The organism is Carboxydothermus ferrireducens DSM 11255 (genome assembly GCF_000427565.1).
Lineage (GTDB): Bacteria > Bacillota > Z-2901 > Carboxydothermales > Carboxydothermaceae > Carboxydothermus > Carboxydothermus hydrogenoformans.
Genome location: NZ_ATYG01000015.1, coordinates 34,349 through 51,068, shown reverse-complemented (window position 1 = coordinate 51,068; position 16,720 = coordinate 34,349). Strand labels below are relative to the sequence as shown.

Annotated in this window: 17 protein-coding genes and 1 tRNA gene; 16 read left to right on the top strand and 2 right to left on the bottom strand. The window is 39.5% G+C overall.

Features of this window, described 5'->3' with window-relative positions; all coding sequences use genetic code 11:
• Nucleotides 1-54: 54 nt before the first annotated feature.
• Nucleotides 55-504 (bottom strand): helix-turn-helix domain-containing protein, encoded by a 450-nt coding sequence (locus CARFE_RS15550; protein WP_051250205.1) that lies wholly within the window; start codon nt 502-504, stop codon nt 55-57.
• Nucleotides 505-813: 309 nt separating this feature from the next.
• Between CARFE_RS15550 and recD2 the strand changes: the two genes are divergently transcribed.
• The 12 genes from recD2 to CARFE_RS16170 all read left to right on the top strand — a co-directional run bounded on the left by recD2 (nt 814) and on the right by CARFE_RS16170 (nt 12,131).
• Nucleotides 814-2,958, top strand: coding sequence for an SF1B family DNA helicase RecD2 (gene recD2 / locus CARFE_RS0106460; RefSeq protein ID WP_028052156.1), 2,145 nt, complete (start codon nt 814-816; stop codon nt 2,956-2,958).
• A gap of 74 nt (nt 2,959-3,032) precedes the next feature.
• Nucleotides 3,033-3,338 (top strand): hypothetical protein, encoded by a 306-nt coding sequence (locus CARFE_RS0106455; RefSeq protein WP_028052155.1) that lies wholly within the window; start codon nt 3,033-3,035, stop codon nt 3,336-3,338.
• A 140-nt stretch (nt 3,339-3,478) separates the two neighbouring features.
• Nucleotides 3,479-3,988: a signal peptidase I gene (gene lepB, locus CARFE_RS14530; RefSeq protein WP_051250203.1), complete on the top strand. Its 510-nt coding sequence runs from the start codon at nt 3,479-3,481 to the stop codon at nt 3,986-3,988.
• A 73-nt stretch (nt 3,989-4,061) separates the two neighbouring features.
• Entirely contained in the window at nt 4,062-4,202 is a 141-nt protein-coding gene (locus CARFE_RS16175; protein WP_154652733.1) for a hypothetical protein, read from the top strand.
• Between the two features lie 11 nt (nt 4,203-4,213).
• A complete protein-coding gene (locus tag CARFE_RS0106440) occupies nt 4,214-5,839 on the top strand; it encodes a recombinase family protein (RefSeq protein WP_028052154.1) in 1,626 nt (541 codons plus the stop codon).
• Nucleotides 5,799-6,683, top strand: coding sequence for a YifB family Mg chelatase-like AAA ATPase (locus CARFE_RS14525; RefSeq protein ID WP_084138840.1), 885 nt, complete (start codon nt 5,799-5,801; stop codon nt 6,681-6,683). Before CARFE_RS0106440 ends, CARFE_RS14525 begins: the two co-directional genes overlap by 41 nt.
• A 46-nt stretch (nt 6,684-6,729) precedes the next feature.
• Nucleotides 6,730-7,227, top strand: coding sequence for a YajQ family cyclic di-GMP-binding protein (locus tag CARFE_RS0106430; RefSeq protein ID WP_028052153.1), 498 nt, complete (start codon nt 6,730-6,732; stop codon nt 7,225-7,227).
• Between the two features lie 97 nt (nt 7,228-7,324).
• Complete coding sequence (locus CARFE_RS16695; RefSeq protein WP_264357890.1) at nt 7,325-7,447, top strand: hypothetical protein; 123 nt, start codon at nt 7,325-7,327, stop codon at nt 7,445-7,447.
• Nucleotides 7,448-7,539: 92 nt separating this feature from the next.
• Nucleotides 7,540-9,435, top strand: a complete 1,896-nt coding sequence (locus CARFE_RS0106420; RefSeq protein WP_028052152.1) for a PrkA family serine protein kinase — start codon at nt 7,540-7,542, stop codon at nt 9,433-9,435.
• Between the two features lie 9 nt (nt 9,436-9,444).
• Entirely contained in the window at nt 9,445-10,581 is a 1,137-nt protein-coding gene (yhbH, locus tag CARFE_RS0106415; protein WP_028052151.1) for a sporulation protein YhbH, read from the top strand.
• 16 nt (nt 10,582-10,597) lie between these two features.
• On the top strand, nt 10,598-11,938 hold the full coding sequence (locus CARFE_RS0106410; RefSeq protein WP_028052150.1) for a SpoVR family protein: 1,341 nt from the start codon (nt 10,598-10,600) through the stop codon (nt 11,936-11,938).
• Between the two features lie 19 nt (nt 11,939-11,957).
• Entirely contained in the window at nt 11,958-12,131 is a 174-nt protein-coding gene (locus CARFE_RS16170) for a hypothetical protein (RefSeq protein WP_154652732.1), read from the top strand.
• Nucleotides 12,132-12,172: 41 nt separating this feature from the next.
• Here CARFE_RS16170 and CARFE_RS0106400 read toward each other — a convergent pair.
• Nucleotides 12,173-12,269: transfer RNA gene (locus tag CARFE_RS0106400), tRNA-Sec, on the bottom strand.
• Between the two features lie 139 nt (nt 12,270-12,408).
• Here CARFE_RS0106400 and CARFE_RS0106395 point away from each other — a divergent pair.
• The 4 genes from CARFE_RS0106395 (at nt 12,409) to CARFE_RS0106380 (ending at nt 16,717) form a co-directional block, all read left to right on the top strand.
• Entirely contained in the window at nt 12,409-13,359 is a 951-nt protein-coding gene (locus CARFE_RS0106395) for a polyprenyl synthetase family protein (protein ID WP_245570760.1), read from the top strand.
• An 83-nt stretch (nt 13,360-13,442) separates the two neighbouring features.
• Nucleotides 13,443-14,792, top strand: a complete 1,350-nt coding sequence (hemA, locus tag CARFE_RS0106390; RefSeq protein WP_028052148.1) for a glutamyl-tRNA reductase — start codon at nt 13,443-13,445, stop codon at nt 14,790-14,792.
• On the top strand, nt 14,758-15,693 hold the full coding sequence (hemC, locus tag CARFE_RS0106385) for a hydroxymethylbilane synthase (RefSeq protein WP_028052147.1): 936 nt from the start codon (nt 14,758-14,760) through the stop codon (nt 15,691-15,693). The genes hemA and hemC overlap by 35 nt, the downstream gene beginning before the upstream one ends.
• Nucleotides 15,686-16,717: a uroporphyrinogen-III synthase gene (locus tag CARFE_RS0106380; protein ID WP_028052146.1), complete on the top strand. Its 1,032-nt coding sequence runs from the start codon at nt 15,686-15,688 to the stop codon at nt 16,715-16,717. Before hemC ends, CARFE_RS0106380 begins: the two co-directional genes overlap by 8 nt.
• Nucleotides 16,718-16,720: the final 3 nt, after the last annotated feature.

Here is a 16,720-nt window from a genome sequence, read left to right as displayed (position 1 = left end):
CCCCCCACTATTGAATAGAACAGCTGTTCGATAAAAAGTATAGCAAACAACAAGCTACCCGTCAACTTTTTCATCCTTGTTCCCCTCACTCAAAAGAGGGGAATTATCTAACCCGCCAATTAATGATCCTACAATAACACGGATAGCATCTTTTTCTTTTTCTGAAAGCAGTTGAAACTGCCGGGCAAGAAAAATACTGTCCTCATCAAGGTTTTTTACCTGACCTGCATCATCGAACAGGTTAATAAACGGAACATCGCTTCTGCAGAGAAGATAATCAATTGAAACATTGAAATACTCTGCAATGGAAAGAATGGTGTTCAGGGAAGGTTGAGCACTTCCAAGAATTACGTTGTTCAAGCTTCTAAAGTCCAGACCAATATCTTCAGCCACCTGAGGCTGGGAAACTCCGAACAGCTTTATCAAACTGCGAATTCTGTTGCCAACACTAACCCAGTCAATTTTATCAACAAGCTTTTCTGCGTCTTTCTTCCGTCTCGCCAATTTTAACCACTCCTTTTTAACCAGTATTTTCAGCTAAATTTTAACAAAAACCTTTTTACTTTTCAAAAAAAATTTCAAAGACTATTGACAAACAAGCAGCCTTGTACTATCATTAAAGTAGACAAATTGCACCCCACGACCGGGGGTGGGTGTAAAAATTGACAATTATAAACGCTTCACAAAGCTTGAGCCGGAAGGAATAGAACAGGATTAATCATGCAAAACATTTACAAGGTTATGAAAAACAAACCTGCAGAGAAAACTCTGCAGGTTTTATTTTTTTTGTAAAGCTTTGCAAAAAAAGGGGGAATTAACCTGAAGATAAATTGTAAAATCAAAAAAGAAATTTTTTCATCACCAACAGGTTTCGGCGTTTACGTAGCCGAAAGTAACGAGGCTGAAATAAAAATAGTCGGTCAGCTTGCCGGACTTGAACCAAACGAAGTAATTACAGTTGAAGGCAACTGGGAAAACACAAAATACGGCAGGCAGTTCACCGTTTTAGCTTGGAGCAAAGCACTCCCAACCGACCGGACAAGTGCGGTGGAATTCCTTGCGTCCGGCTTAATTCCCGGCGTGAGAAGAAAAACTGCCGAAAAAATAGTGGCACATTTAGGAGACCGGGCGGTGGAGCTAATCTATAAACACGGCGAAGAAGTTCTGGAAGGCATAAAAGGACTGGGCAGCAAAAAAGAGGCAATAGTTCAAGCAGTAAGGGAGAAGTACGAAATAAACACCGTTGTAAGTCAGCTTACTGCTTTAGGCATAACACCAGCAACAGCAATCAGGATTTACAAGAAGTTTGGGGCAACAGCTCCGGAAATAGTCCAGAGAAACCCTTATGCACTTACGGAAGTGGACTTAATCGGCTTTTATAAAGCTGACGAAATAGCCAGACTGGTTGGCATACCCGAAGACAGTCCATACCGGGCAAGAGCGGGTATGCTTTACTTATTGTCCGAAACACTTTTTACCGAAGGGCATACCTGCATTGAAATAAAAAAGTTTTTCGATAAACTGCAGAAAATCGGGCTGATATACAGCAAGGCCAACCGGGAGGCACTGGAACAGCTGATTGCGGAAGACAAAATCTACATTGAAAACAGCATAGTCGGGCTTACAAAAAGTCTTGGCATAGAGCTTGCAATCGCAGAAAGCATAAAAAGGCTGTCAGGAATACTCTTTTACGACCAGAAGGCAGTTAAGAAGTATTTAGAGTTCCTTGAAGCCAAAAACACCAGTCTTACAGACATGCAAAAGAAAGCCGTGCTGATGGCACTAACCAACGGCTTTTCGGTACTAACCGGAGGGCCCGGGGTAGGAAAAACCTACACGGTAAGAATGGTAGTTGAAGTATTCGGCAGTATCTACCCGAATAAAAGCATAGCGTTGGCCGCTCCCACCGGAAGAGCGGCCAAAAGAATGGAAGAACTGATTGGCTATCCTGCACAGACAGTACACCGCCTGTTAGGCTGGCGAAAGCAGGAAATTCAGTCTTCAGAAGGCATAAAAGAGATACTGGCACCTGAATTTAACGCCAGAAATCCCCTGCCGTATGATTTAATCATTATAGACGAAACTTCAATGCTGGATATATTCATGGCAAAATACCTGCTGGACGCAATCAAGCCGGGAACACGGGTTTTATTCGTAGGCGACACGGATCAGCTTCCTTCCGTCGGGCCGGGAAGTGTTCTGCGGGACATACTGGCGTCAGATATACCCAGAGTTCACTTAACAGAAATCTTCCGGCAGGCAGGGGAAAGCCAGATAGTATTAAACTCCCAGAGAATAAGGGACGGCATAAAGCAATTAGAAACCGGAAAGGACTTTTTCTTTATCCCTGCTTCAACGCCGGAAGAAACGCAGTTTAAAGTTCTGGAGGCAGTAAAGAAACTTTCGCAGGAAGGCGAAGTGCAGGTGTTATCGCCGATGAAAAAAGGCCTGTGCGGAACGCAGGAGTTAAATAAACAACTGCAAGAAATGCTGAACCCGCACAGCGAAGGCATACAGTACGGCAGTAAGATCTTCAAGGTTGTAGATAAAGTAATCCAATGCCGGAACGACTATTACAAGGGCGTGATGAACGGAGAGGTAGGTATTATCAAGACGGTAGACCTTGAAGAAGAAACTCTGGAAGTAGAATTCCCGCAGGGTACAGTTCAGTACGACTACGACGATCTGAAAAACTTGGATTTGGCATATGCCATCACCGTTCATAAATCACAGGGTTCTGAATACGACTATGTAATAGTACCATTGCTAAGCGAACATTATATAATGCTTAACCGAAGCCTTTTATACACGGCAGTAACCCGGGCGAAGAAGGGCATAACAATAGTGGGCCAGTACAAAGCACTGATGATGGCAATAAGCCGTGAGAACACCCAGAAAAGGCAAACCCGGCTGGCGGAGTTCCTGCAAGAACAAGGAATTCTTGCCAGTACCATATAGACCCCTCCCCCACTCCTACCGGAGAGCAGGTTATCCTGTTCTCCGGTTTTTCTTTTTGGGAAGGAGGTGAAACCGTGAAAAAGAAGGCCGCATTGCTTCTTGTACTTGGCCTACTGGCATTGATGGTCTTTACCGCTGTGGCTTCTGCCGCAACCACTGTTACTTTAACGGGTAAAGTGGTTTATTCCACGATTGAAAAGCCTCACTATGAATTGTGGGTAACCACGGGTATGTATGCAGGTATGAAGTACGTTTTATCCGGGCCGTTTGATTTTTCCAAGTATGTTGGAAAAACAATCAAAGCATCGGGGACAATTTATCCCTACACTATCTACTGCATTCCCGGATTTTCTGTAAGTATGATACTTGCAGTTTATTAAAAACCACAAACAAAAGGTCGGGTTTAACCAAATCAGGTTTCCCGGCCTTTTAGTTTTTGAAAAGCCCCCATCTCCCCCTCCCTTCCTACAAGAGAGCAGTTGCCTTGCTCTCCTTTTTTGTTTTTTAGGGGGATGATGATATGAAGAAAGCATTAGCAGTCTTTGCGTTATGGGGCTTGTTAACTTCAAACATCACCTTTGGTTATACTGTGGGGTCTTCTATGTACCCTAACATTTACAACGCTGTATGCGTAATCGAAAAGGTTAAACCTGCCGAAATCAAGCGTGGAGATATTGTAAGCATTAAAGCCAACGATGGCGAAGTGGTAATTAAGCGGGTAATCGGTTTGCCCGGAGAAAAAATCCAAATCAAGAACGGCAGGGTTTATATAAACGGCAGAGTTTTAAATGAGCCCTATCTTCCAAAAGGAACTAAAACCGAATGGTACTTCACAGATGTCCTTAATATTCCCAAAGACAGTTACTTTCTGCTTGGAGACAACCGGGAAATCAGTAAGGACAGCAGACACTACGGCCCTGTGATGGCCAAAAATCTTGAGGGTAAGGTTATAGCTTACGTCAACAACATAACGGTTGGTAAAATTGCAGACATAATTGGGAAACAACTTCATTTTGCAAATATTCCATAACCACTCCCCTTTCTTCAACCCGGCAAATGCCGGGTTTTATTTTTTACAGGGCACATCAGGGAGGGAAAAAGTAATGCGTGTAGAATTTAAGAAAGTAGAGAACAAAACAGCAGAGGAAAACCTGAAAAAGATATTTAGGAAGCTGGTTGAAACAGTTTTAAGTGATTATAAAGAAATAGAAAAAGACAAAGAGAAAAAAAGAGAAGCGATTTAGGGGTGGTTATTTTGTTTGCAGCAATTTACGCACGGGTTTCAACGGAGGAACAGGCAAAAACTGGATATTCCATTCAAGACCAGATAGCCAAATGCGAAGAACTTGCAAGGGAACTTGGTGCAACCCATTTTGAACATTTCATAGACGACGGCTATTCCGGAGCAGATCCAAATAGACCGGCATTACAAAGATTATTGCAGGAAGTAGCCGAAAAGAAGTTTGACCTTGTGGTTTGCTATGATATTGACAGGTGGGCAAGGGATCTGGGCGACCAGCTTGCTTTTACGGAAATGGTAGAAAAATACGCCAAGTTAGAATTTTACACTCACCGCCGGGGAGATCCAAATTCACCGGAGGATACGCTTTTCTTCCAAATCAAAGGGGCATTTGCTCAATACGAAAGGGCAAAGATACGGCAAAGAACTCTTTCCGGCAGGAAAAGAAAAGCACTTGCCGGGAAAATAGTTAACCCGGGAGGCTGGGCAGGGCATCCCGGAGCTTACGGCTACAGTTACAATCTTGACCCTTTAAACCCGAAACTGGAAGTCGTAGAAGAAGAAGCCAAGATAGTCCGGCAAATGTACGAATGGGTTGCCTACGAAAACAAGAGCATACGCAGCGTTGTTCAGGAATTAAACAAACTAAAAATTCCTGCTCCAAAAGGTGGTAAGTGGGCAAAATCAACCGTTTCAAGAATACTTAAAAGCCCGCTTTATAAAGGCGAATTTTACCATAATCGCTTAAAAGCTGTAAAAGAAGGAGGAACAATTCGGAAAGTTGTTTTACAGCCAAGAGAGAACTGGATAGCTGTTCAGGTACCGGCAATTGTTTCAGCGGAACTCTGGGAGTTAGTACAAAGGAAAATCATTGAAAACAGGGTAAAAACAAATTCGGCTTATACTTATAAATACCTCCTATCTGGTCATATTTACTGCGGAACCTGCGGAAGAAGGTATTATTCCTATCCCGGTCACGGAGTACCGTACTACCGATGTGCAGGAAGCAAAAGAGAAATAGCAGGAGAGAATACCTGCAAATCACCAAGCGTTCCTGCAATTAGCAACAGCAGAACAAAAGGGGTAGACGAAATAGTCTGGTCAGCGGTGCAGGAAGTTTTAAAAAATCCTGAAGCCATACTTCAGGAACTTGAAAACCAGCTTGCCCCTGAAAAACAGGAAGAAAAGTGGGAAGAACTGCAAAAAGAATTGAACAAGCTTATAAAGTTAAAGGAAAATATCCTTGAACAGAAGGATAAACTTTTTGACTGGCTTTTAGAAGGAATAATAACCGAAAGGGAACTAAAAGTGCGGGCAGAAAAACTAAAAGTAAAACTAAACGAAACAGAAAGCAAAATCGCTGAAATTAAAAGCAAATTGTCAGCACTAAAAACCCCAGAAGAAATTATAAATGATACGAAAAAACTCCTTGACAGGGTATTAAACAGAATTGACAATCTAACCTTTGAAGAAAAGCGGGAGATAATAGACCTGCTTGACATAAAAGTAATTGTTCAGCAGGATAAAAGTATAACGGTTGAATGGCCGTTTGATTTGCCGATGAAACAACAAAAAGACGGAAATAGGCCCAACCGTGCTGATGATCGGTCCGCCGGGAACAGGGAAAACTATGCTTGCTAAACGCTTAGTTTCAATTTTACCGGATTTAACGTATGAAGAAATGCTTGAAGTGACCAAAATTTACAGTGTGGCGGGACTTTTAAAAAATAAGCCGTTTATTACCCAGAGACCCTTTCGCAGTCCCCACCATACCGCGTCCAAAATAAGCTTAACCGGCGGCGGTAAAAAGCCCCGTCCCGGGGAGATTACTTTAGCCCATCTTGGGGTGTTGTTTTTAGATGAACTGCCGGAGTTTGGAAAAGATGTTTTAGAAGCGATGCGTCAGCCCTTGGAAGAGGGAGAGGTAACCATTGCCCGGGTGGAATCGGTGGTTACTTATCCGGCAAGGTTTATGCTAATAGCTGCCATGAATCCCTGCCCCTGCGGATTTTTTGGGGATGAAGAACGGCCTTGTACCTGTACACCTCACCAGGTACATAAATACCAAGCAAAGATATCCGGTCCTCTCTTAGATAGAATTGATTTACAGGTTGAAGTCATGCGGGTTCGTTATCAGGAGATGGAAAACATTAAAAATAATGAAACTTCGGCCGAGATTCGTACCCGAGTACTTAAAGCTCGCGCAATCCAGGCACAAAGATACCGGGAGCTTAAGTTAAATATTACTACTAACTCTGAGCTTTCACCGCGGCAGATAAAACGGTATCTTAAGCTTACAAGAGAAGCTCAGGATTTTTTAAAAGAAGTATTTGAGCAAAAAGTCCTATCTAACCGGGCTTATGACCGCTTGTTAAAAGTAGCCCGGACCATTGCCGACTTAGGAGAAAAAGAACAGGTTGATGTTGAAGAAGTTGCTGAGGCTTTGCAGTTTAGGCTTTTGGAGCAGAAATACTGGCAAGTTTAAGCAAATATTGGTATAATTGATAAAAAGAAGCTTAAGGAGGACAAAAATGGCCAGCGATTATAGTTTTGATGTTGTTTCGGAAGTTAATCTTCCGGAAGTTAAAAATGCGGTAAATCAGGCCCTAAAAGAAATTTCCCAGCGTTATGATTTTAAAGGTAGCAATGTGGAAATTGAGTTAAATGAAAAAGAAAAAGAAATTAGAATTACTGCCGATGACGAGTATCGCCTGAAAAGTGCGGTTGATGTTCTTGAAGCAAAACTTGTCAAAAGACAGGTTTCTTTAAAATTTTTAGATTACGGTAAGATTGAACCGGCTTTGGGTGGAACCGTTAAGCAAACAATTAAGTTAAAGTCGGGTATACCAAGGGAAAAAGCCAAAGAGATAATTGATACGATTAAACAAACAAAACTAAAAGTTCAGACACAGATTTTAGACGATAAACTTCGGGTTTCCGGGAAAAAGAAGGATGACCTGCAGGCAGTAATAAAGCTTTTAAAAGAAAAAGAGTTTGGGCTTGTATTGCAGTTTACGAACTACCGTTAATCCAGGCCGCCCAAATTGGCGGTTTTTTTGTTTTTAGCATAAATGGATTATGTATACATATATATTTACCAAAGAAAACATTTACGGGGGTTTAAAAGTGGTTTATTTAATCACTTTTTGCGAAGGGGAGGAAGTGCGGTATCTTTTTACCCAAGTTTTTAAAACAATATCCTGGGACCTTTTAGATAAAAATTTAATTGTGGTTAAATTACAAAACTAATGCCGGCTTTTGCCGGTATTTTTGTTAAAGGAAGCTTTCTTATTTAAAACTCATTTTGCATATAATGTAATAACACGAAGGGAGGTAAGCCCATGGAGTTTTTAGAAAAACTTGAGGCTTACAAAAAAAGAGAAAGGGAACTTGCCTGGGAAGGCAGTTTTAAAGAATATTTAGATATAGTTAAAAAGCGGCCGTATGTTGCTCAGCTTGCTCATAGCCGTATATATAACATGATTAAATCATATGGTATAGAGGAGACCGAGGAAGGCAAAAAATACCGCTTTTTTGCCTCGGAACTTTTTGGTTTAGATAAAACCTTGGCAAAATTGGTGGAAGAATACTTTCACCCCGCAGCCAGAAGGCTTGATGTACGCAAAAGGATATTGCTTCTGATGGGTCCGGTGAGCGGAGGTAAATCAACTTTAGTAACATTATTAAAACGGGGTTTAGAAAAGTACAGTCGGACCGAGGAGGGGGCCCTATATGCTATCAAAGGTTGCCCAATGCATGAAGAACCTCTCCATTTAATACCTAAAGAATTGAGGGAAGATTTTGAAAAAGAGTTTGGTGTATATATTGAAGGTGAACTATGTCCCAGGTGTCAGGTCATGCTTGAGGAAGAATACCAGGGAAATATTGAGGAAGTTAGAGTAGAGCGAATCTTTTTCTCGGAAGAAAAACGTATCGGGATTGGAACTTTTTCTCCTTCGGATCCCAAATCTCAGGATATCGCAGAATTAACCGGGAGTGTTGATTTTAGCGCCCTGCCCAAATACGGAGCCGAATCCGACCCCCGGGCCTATCGTTTTGATGGTGAGTTAAATATCGCCAACCGGGGAATAATGGAATTTCAAGAGATGTTAAAGTGTGATGAAAAATTTTTATGGAACTTACTGAGTTTGTCCCAGGAAGGGAATTTTAAAGCCGGGCGATTTGCCTTAATATATGCCGATGAACTAATCGTTGCCCATACCAACGAAGCGGAATATAAGGCGTTTATCAGCAACAAAAAAAATGAAGCCTTGCGTTCCCGTATGATCGTCATAAAAATTCCGTATAACTTAAAAGTTTCCGAGGAAGTAAAAATTTATGAAAAATTAATTAAACAAAGCGATTTAACCAATATTCATCTTGCTCCCCATGCCCTGCGGGTAGCTGCTATGTTTTCGGTTTTATCAAGATTAAAAGAAAGTAAAAAGCAGGGGATGGATTTAATAAAGAAAATGAAGCTTTATGACGGTGAACATGTGGAAGGATTTATGCCCAAAGATGTGGCTGAGTTACAAAACGAGGTAGAAGAAGAAGGCATGTCCGGAGTTGACCCCCGGTATGTTATAAATAGGCTGTCTTCAGCTTTAATTAAAACCGATACTGCCTGTATAAATCCTTTGGATGTTTTGCGAGCTTTAAAAGATGGTTTAGATCAGCACCCGTCCATAACCAAAGAGGAAAAAGAAAGGTATTTAAATTTAGTGTCTTTAGTTAGAAAGGAATATGATGAAATTGCCAAGAAAGAGGTGCAAAAAGCTTTTGTTTACTCCTTTGAGGAGTCGGCCAGAAACTTATTTAACAATTATTTGGATAATGTTGAAGCCTATTGTAACGGTACAAAACTAAAAGATCCCATTACCGACGAAGAATTAGACCCGGATGAAAAGTTGATGCGTTCTATAGAAGAGCAAATAGGTATTTCGGAAACGGCCAAGAAGAGTTTTCGGGAGGAAATTTTAATTCGGCTATCGATTTATGCCCGTAAAGGTAAGGTTTTTGATTATAACGCGCATGAGCGTTTAAAAGAAGCGATAGAAAAAAAGCTTTTTGCTGATTTAAAAGATGTGGTAAAGATAACCACTTCCACCAAAACGCCGGATGCCCAGCAGCTGAAAAAGTTAAACGAAGTAGGCGAAAGGCTTATTAACCACCATGGTTATTGTCCGGTTTGTGCCAATGAACTTTTAAAATACGTGGGGAGTTTGTTAAACAGGTAGGTGAGGGAAATGGGCAATTTTATTATTTCCAGAGAAGATTGGAGTCTTCACCGCAAAGGAGAATTAGATAAAGAACGGCATCAGGAAAAAGTACGGGAAGCAATTAAAAGAAACCTGCCGGAAATATTAAGTGACGAAGCCATAATCATGAGCGATGGCAAAAAAATAATCAAGGTTCCGATTCGCAGCATTGAACATTATCACTTTCGCTACGATTTTAATAAACAAAAACATACCGGGCAGGGAAGTGGGGGTACAAAAGTTGGAGATGTTTTAGGTAAAGAAAGTGGGAGTGCCAAGGGTGACAAAGGCAAAGGAGCAGGAGGTTTACCCGGTTATGATTACTATGAAGCGGAAGTTTCGCTTGACGAATTAACGGAAATTCTTTTGGAAGATTTAGAACTCCCCCATTTAAAAAACAAAAGTAAAGATAAAATAACCCATGAAAATTACGACTTTCGCGATGTTAGAAAAAAAGGCTTAATGGGTAATATTGACCGGAAAAAAACAGTATATGAAGCTTTAAAAAGAAATCTTTTAAAAAATAGTGAAAATCTGTATCAAATCACCCAAGACGATTTAAGGTTTAAGACCTGGGACGAAGTAGAAAAACCCGAGTCCAAAGCAGTGGTTATTGCCATGATGGATAGTTCCGGTTCCATGGGGCCTTTTGAGAAATACATTGCCCGAACTTTTTTCTTCTGGTTGGTGAAAGTTTTAAAATTAAAATATCAAAATGTTGAAATAATTTATTTATCCCATCATACCGAAGCCAAAGAAGTTACGGAAAAGGAGTTTTTTACCAAGGGTGAAAGCGGAGGTACCAAATGCTCCTCGGTATACCAATTAGCTTTAGACATAATTAAACAGCGTTATAATCCGCAGCAATACAATTTGTATGCGTTTCACTTTTCGGATGGGGATAATTTATCTTCAGATAATGAACGGTGTTTACAGCTTGTGCTTGAACTTTTAAAGGTATGTAATTTAGTCGGTTACGGAGAAATCGAAGGCCCATATTATTATACCGCCACTTTGAAAAATGAGTTTAAAAAAATAACCAGTCCCAACTTTGTTCTGACTTCAATCAAAGATAAAGCGGGGATTTATACCGCGTTAAAAGCTTTTTTAAAAAAAGATGGTTAATTTTGGGGGAATTGTTATGGAAGAGTTAACGTATTTGGAAGAGGCGGTGGAAAAAATTGGGGAAATAGCTGCAAATTTAGGACTTGACTTTTTTCCGATGCGCTTTGAAATTTGTCCGGCGGAAATTATCTATACCTTTGGAGCATACGGTATGCCCACTCGCTTTTCCCACTGGACTTTTGGTAAAGCGTATCATAAAATGAAAACCCAGTATGACTACAATCTAAGTAGAATATATGAATTAGTTATCAATACCAATCCCTGCTATGCTTTTTTGCTGGAAGGTAATTCTTTGGTTCAAAATAAACTGGTAATTGCCCATGTTTACGGTCATTCCGACTTTTTTAAAAATAACTGGCACTTTAAAAATACTAATCGAAAAATGCTGGAAACCATGTCAGTACATGCCCGGAGAATTGATGAGTTTTCTTTTCGTTATGGAAAGGAAAAAGTAGAAAAATTTTTAGACGCAGTCCTTTCCATAGAAGAACATATCGATCCTTTTGAGGGAATAATAAAAGAACAGAGTAAAAAGAAAAAAGCAAAAGAAACTAAGAACCCGTATGCGGATCTTTGGTTTGAAACGGATGTTTTGAAAGATGAGGAAGAAAAAGAAAAAAAGCCTGTGAAAGACATTCTGGGTTTTATTGGAAATAATAGCAGGTATTTAGACGATTGGCAGCGAGAAATTATTTTTATGGTCCGCGAAGAAATGAAATACTTTTGGCCCCAGTTAAAAACAAAGATTATTAATGAAGGGTGGGCTGCTTACTGGCATATTAGAATTATGAGGGAATTGGACTTGGATGAAAATGAAAGTATTGAATATGCCAAATTAAACGCTCAAATATTACAGCCAACGCGTTTTGGTATAAACCCTTATCTTTTAGGACTTAAAGTATTTGAAGATATTGAAAAAAGGTTTGGTAAAGAAATGATATTTGAGGTTCGAGAAATTGATTGCGATGTTTCTTTTTTAAGAAATTATTTAAACGAAAAGTTGGTGGAGGAACTTGATTTGTATAATTTTCAAAAGGTGGGGAGCGAATGGCGGGTTACGGAAAAATCCTGGGAAAAAGTAAGAGATAACTTAGTGTTAAGTTTAAATAATTGCGGGTTTCCTTATATTGAAATTTTAGATGATGATTATGGAAAAAACGGTGAACTTTATCTAAGACATCGTTATGAAGGTATGGAATTGGATATTTATTACTTAGAAAGAACCCTACCGTACGTTTATGAACTCTGGGGTAAGCCGGTTCACTTGGAAACGGTAGTGGATAGAAAACATGTATTATTTACCTTCAATGGGGAAAAACATTTAAGAAAAATTATTGAAGGCTCGGGCAAATACTAAAAAAGAGGAGGTTATAACGATGAAGCTTAAAAAACCAGACCCTTACGGAGAATTACTTGAGAACAAAACGGAACATTTTTGGCGAAAAGTAAATCAAACTAAGGAAGGAATTTCAGCGGAAAGAGAAAAACTTCCAATGGGTTTAAAAACTACAACACCAAAATTTTTTGATGCCAATAAAGAAGATAATTAATATCTATAAAAAAACCGGTCCAAGGGACCGGTGATTTTTTCTGGCGGGAGTGAATAGGAATCGAACCTACCATGGACGGTTTTACCGCCCAACAACGGGTTTGAAGCCCGCGGGGCCCACCAGGACCCAGTCACTCCCGCTTTTATTGCTGCAAAGTTTATTATATAATAAAATTACTCATTAGTCAAAATCGTAGAAGGATTTTGGACTTTAGAGGAAGAATACTTTTTTATATTTTAAATGTAGTTGTGTAAGATTTTAAATGGAGGAAAAGAAATTGTTTGAACTTGTAAAAGATGATTTAAGAAAAATTGAACAGGAGTTAATTAATGAAGTTAGCGAGAGGAACAAATATTTACACGACCCTTCAACGCACTTGCTAAAAGCCGGAGGAAAAAGGTTAAGACCTGCTTTTGCTCTTTTAGCAGCAAAGTTAGGGGATTATGATTTCGAGAAAGTTAAACCTTTAGCTGTAGCTTTGGAACTTATTCATATGGCTACTTTAGTTCACGACGATGTTGTTGATAACTCAATGTTGCGCCGGGGGCTTCCCACGGTTAAAGCTAATTGGGGTAATAAGATGTCAATCCATATTGGCGACCGAATTTTTGCCAAATCCTTACTTTTAATCGATTCCTGTAAAAATAATTATGTGGCTAAAGTTTTAGCTGAGGTAAGTGTTAAAATGACTACCGGTGAAATTCAACAGTTAAACGGTGCAAAAAACATTTCTACAAGTATTAAAGACTATTTAATAAAAATTAAAAGAAAAACAGCCCTATTATTATCCGCAAGCTGTGAACTTGGTGGAGTTATGGCCAACGTTTCGCCCAGGGTTGTTAATGCGTTAAAACAGTATGGCTTATATGTTGGGATGGCTTTTCAAATTATCGATGATATTTTGGATTTTACTGCTGATGAAAAGGTTTTGGGAAAACCGGTTGGTAGTGATTTACGGCAAGGCTTAATAACCTTACCGGTGCTCTTGGCTTTGAAAAGGGACAAAAAGCATGAGCTTTGGCGGGAGTTACAAAATCTTCCCCGAAATAATGCTAACATTGAGCAAATAATCAAGGAGATAAAAAACCTTGGCGGTATAAGTGAAGCTTATGCCTGGGCAAAAAATTACATTGAAAAAGCAATTTCTGCTTTTGAAATGGTGCCAAAGTCACCAGTTAAAGATACTTTTTTAGAAATTGCCCAATTTATCGTGCAAAGAAATTATTAAATATTAGCAGGAGATTTAATCAACTTTGTAGAAATAATTTGTGAAAACCGTATTTAATCCTTAGATAAAGGAGCGCGTTTAGTATGTATTTAGTGGTTGTGGGGGTAAATCACAGGACTGCTCCGGTTGAGGTGCGGGAAAAGTTATCTTTTTCCGACCACCAATTAAAAGATGCTTTTTCCGCTTTGCTGTCTTATCCTTCCATTGATGGTTCGGTTATTCTTTCTACTTGCAACCGTACTGAGGTATATGTGGCGTCCTTGGATGTTGATACCGGATTAAAGGTAGTAAGGGAATTTTTGGCGAATTGGGCCGGTTTATCTTTGTCGGATATTAAGAATTATACTTACAATTATACATTGTACGATGCTGTTCATCATCTTTTTCGCGTAGCATCAGGCCTTGATTCCATGATTTTAGGGGAAACCCAGATCTTGGGTCAGGTTCGCGATGCTTTTTTAAAAGCCTCATCTTTAAAAGCGTCCAATAAAATATTAAATACCCTATTTCAACACGCTATAACTGTGGGCAAAAAAGTTCGAACCGAAACTGGCATTGACAAAAATCCAGTTTCGATTAGTTATGCCGCAGTTCAATTGGCGTGTTCATTTTTTGGCAGTTTAAAGGACAAGAAGGCGCTTCTAATTGGTGCTGGGAAAATGGGTAGTTTAACAGCGAAGCATTTAAATTACTATGGAATTAAAGAAATCATTGTTGCTAACCGTTCCTTTGAGAAAGCCGAACAGTTTGCCCGGGAGTTTAATGGAATAGCTGTTCCCTTTGCCAAAATCTATGATATCCTCGCCGAGGTGGATTTGGTAATAAGCTGTACGGGAGCACCTCACCTAATTATCCATAAAGAGCAATTAGAGTTAGTTATCGGAAACAGGCAGCATCCATTATACCTTATAGATATAGCAGTTCCCCGGGATATTGATCCCGAAATAGCTAAACTTCCAAATGTTTTTCTCTATGATATTGATAAATTGCAAAATGTGGTCACCAAAAATTTGGAAGAAAGAAAAAAACTGGCTGAAATGGCTGAAAACATCATTGAAACTGAACTAAAAGCTTTTATTGAATGGCATAGCACCCAGTTTGTAGTTCCAACCATTGTAGCCCTTAAGAAAAAAGCCGAGGAGATCAAGCAAAAGGAGCTTACCAAAGCTTTAAATAAACTGGGAAATATCAGTGAACGGGAAAAAAATATCGTTTGTGCCCTTGCTCATACTATTATTAATCGATTACTGCATACGCCTATAGTGAAGTTAAAACAGTATGCTTTAACTCCTCAGGGCCATTTGTACACCGAAATTTTGCAAAACTTATTTGATTTACAAGTTGAAGGGGAACGCCCGAAAAATATCTCCCATCCGAGAGACGAAATGGAGGAAAACGATGAAGAAAGAGGTTATTGTGGGGAGTCGAGATAGTGCCTTAGCTTTATGGCAAACAAATTGGGTAGTGGAAAGATTAAGCAAAATTCACCCCGAAATAAATTTTAAAATTGTAACCATGAAAACAAAAGGGGATAAAATCCTGGACGTAGCTCTGGCCAAAATTGGGGATAAAGGGCTTTTCACTAAAGAATTAGAACATGCCTTGTTAAATAAAACCGTAGATATGGCTGTCCATAGCATGAAAGACTTACCAACAGTTTTGCCCGAAGGCTTGAAAATTGGTGCGTTTTGTGAAAGGGAGTACCCGGGAGATGTTTTTATTTCCCCCAAGGGTTTTAAGTTTTTGGAACTACCTCAGGGGGCGAGAATTGGTACCAGCAGTTTGCGGCGGATAGCCCAAATTTTAGCCGTAAGGCCGGATTTACAAGCCATACCGCTGCGCGGAAACCTACCTACACGTTTTCGTAAAATGGAGGAAATGGACTTAGATGGCATTATCTTGGCTTATGCCGGTGTGAAAAGATTGGGGTATGAGGATAAAATTACCGAGATGTTAAGTTTTGACCTCTGTTTACCGGCGGTTGGTCAAGGTTCGATAGGTGTGGAAATCCGTACCGATGATACTTTTATCGAAGAGCTTTTAAAACCAATCGATCATTTTGCAACAAATCGAGCTATTAGAGCAGAAAGGGCCTTCTTAAAGCGCTTGGAAGGAGGATGTCAAATCCCCATTGGTGCCTATTCTGAGGTTAAAGAAAACCGACTTCTTTTGAAAGGCGTTGTTGCCAGTTTAGATGGGAAGTTAATTATTAAAGGGGAAAAAGAGGGAAATATTGAGGAGCCGGAGAAAGTGGGGATTAGTTTAGCGGAGGAACTTTTAACGAAAGGCGCCCAAAAAATCTTAGCGGAAATCAGGCGGGATGCCAATGAGTAATTCGCTTACCTGCCGGGTTTTGGTAGGAGAAAAAGTTGATTACTTTTTAAGTTCGGAATTGTTTTTTCGGGGATTACGGGACGCAAAAAATATTTATTTTTTTGATGAAGAACTTGATTTTATTTTAAAAAATTTTGTAAATACTCAATTGGTAAATAACCTGCCCAGCAACGTTACCGGAGAAGATGTAATATTAATTACTAAAAAAGAAGATTTGTTAAAGACTTTTCCTTTAAAAAATTATTGTTTTTACAATTTACAACATTTTTTAAATAATGGTCCTCTGGCGGGAGTGCGGGTTTTAATTCCAAGGGCAGAAGTTGATGAAAAGCGAGAATGCGGGCGCTTTGGTGCCATAGGTATTGAAGTACCGTTGTTAAAAATAACGTATATTCCTGATGAAAGGATTTTACAGTTAGATTTTTCCGCTTATGATTGGCTTATCTTTACCAGTGCCCACGGTGTAGAGGGCTTTTTTTTCAATTTAAATTATTTTAATGTAAGTTTAGAAAATTTCATTGGGAAAATTGCGGTTGTTGGGGAAAAAACAGCAAAAGCATTAAAAAAATATGGTCTTACCGCGGATTTTTCTCCCCAAAAATTTACGGCAAAAGATTTAGCCCTGGAGCTAACTACCTCCGGGATGATTCAAAAAGGGGTTATAGTCATTCAAGGAAATCTTGGAAGACCCGAGCTTTTGGAGATTTTGGCCCGAAATAATATTCCCACTAAAAAACTGGTTGTTTATGAAAATGCTCCCAATGTCGATATTAAACCTTTTTTAAATGGTTTATTGAAAGCTAATTTAATTGACGTGCTTTTCTTTACAAGTCCTTCAACATTTAATAATTTCTATCAATTTATTGGTGATGAAAACTTAGCAAAAAATCTACCGCATTTTGCTATTGGGCCCACCACCTTTGAGGCTTTTTTGCAAAAAGATATTCGGAGAAAATATTTTTCCTCAGAACATACCCTTGAGGGTTTATGGCAAACTTTGAAAAATCATTGGCAAGGAGAGTGAATT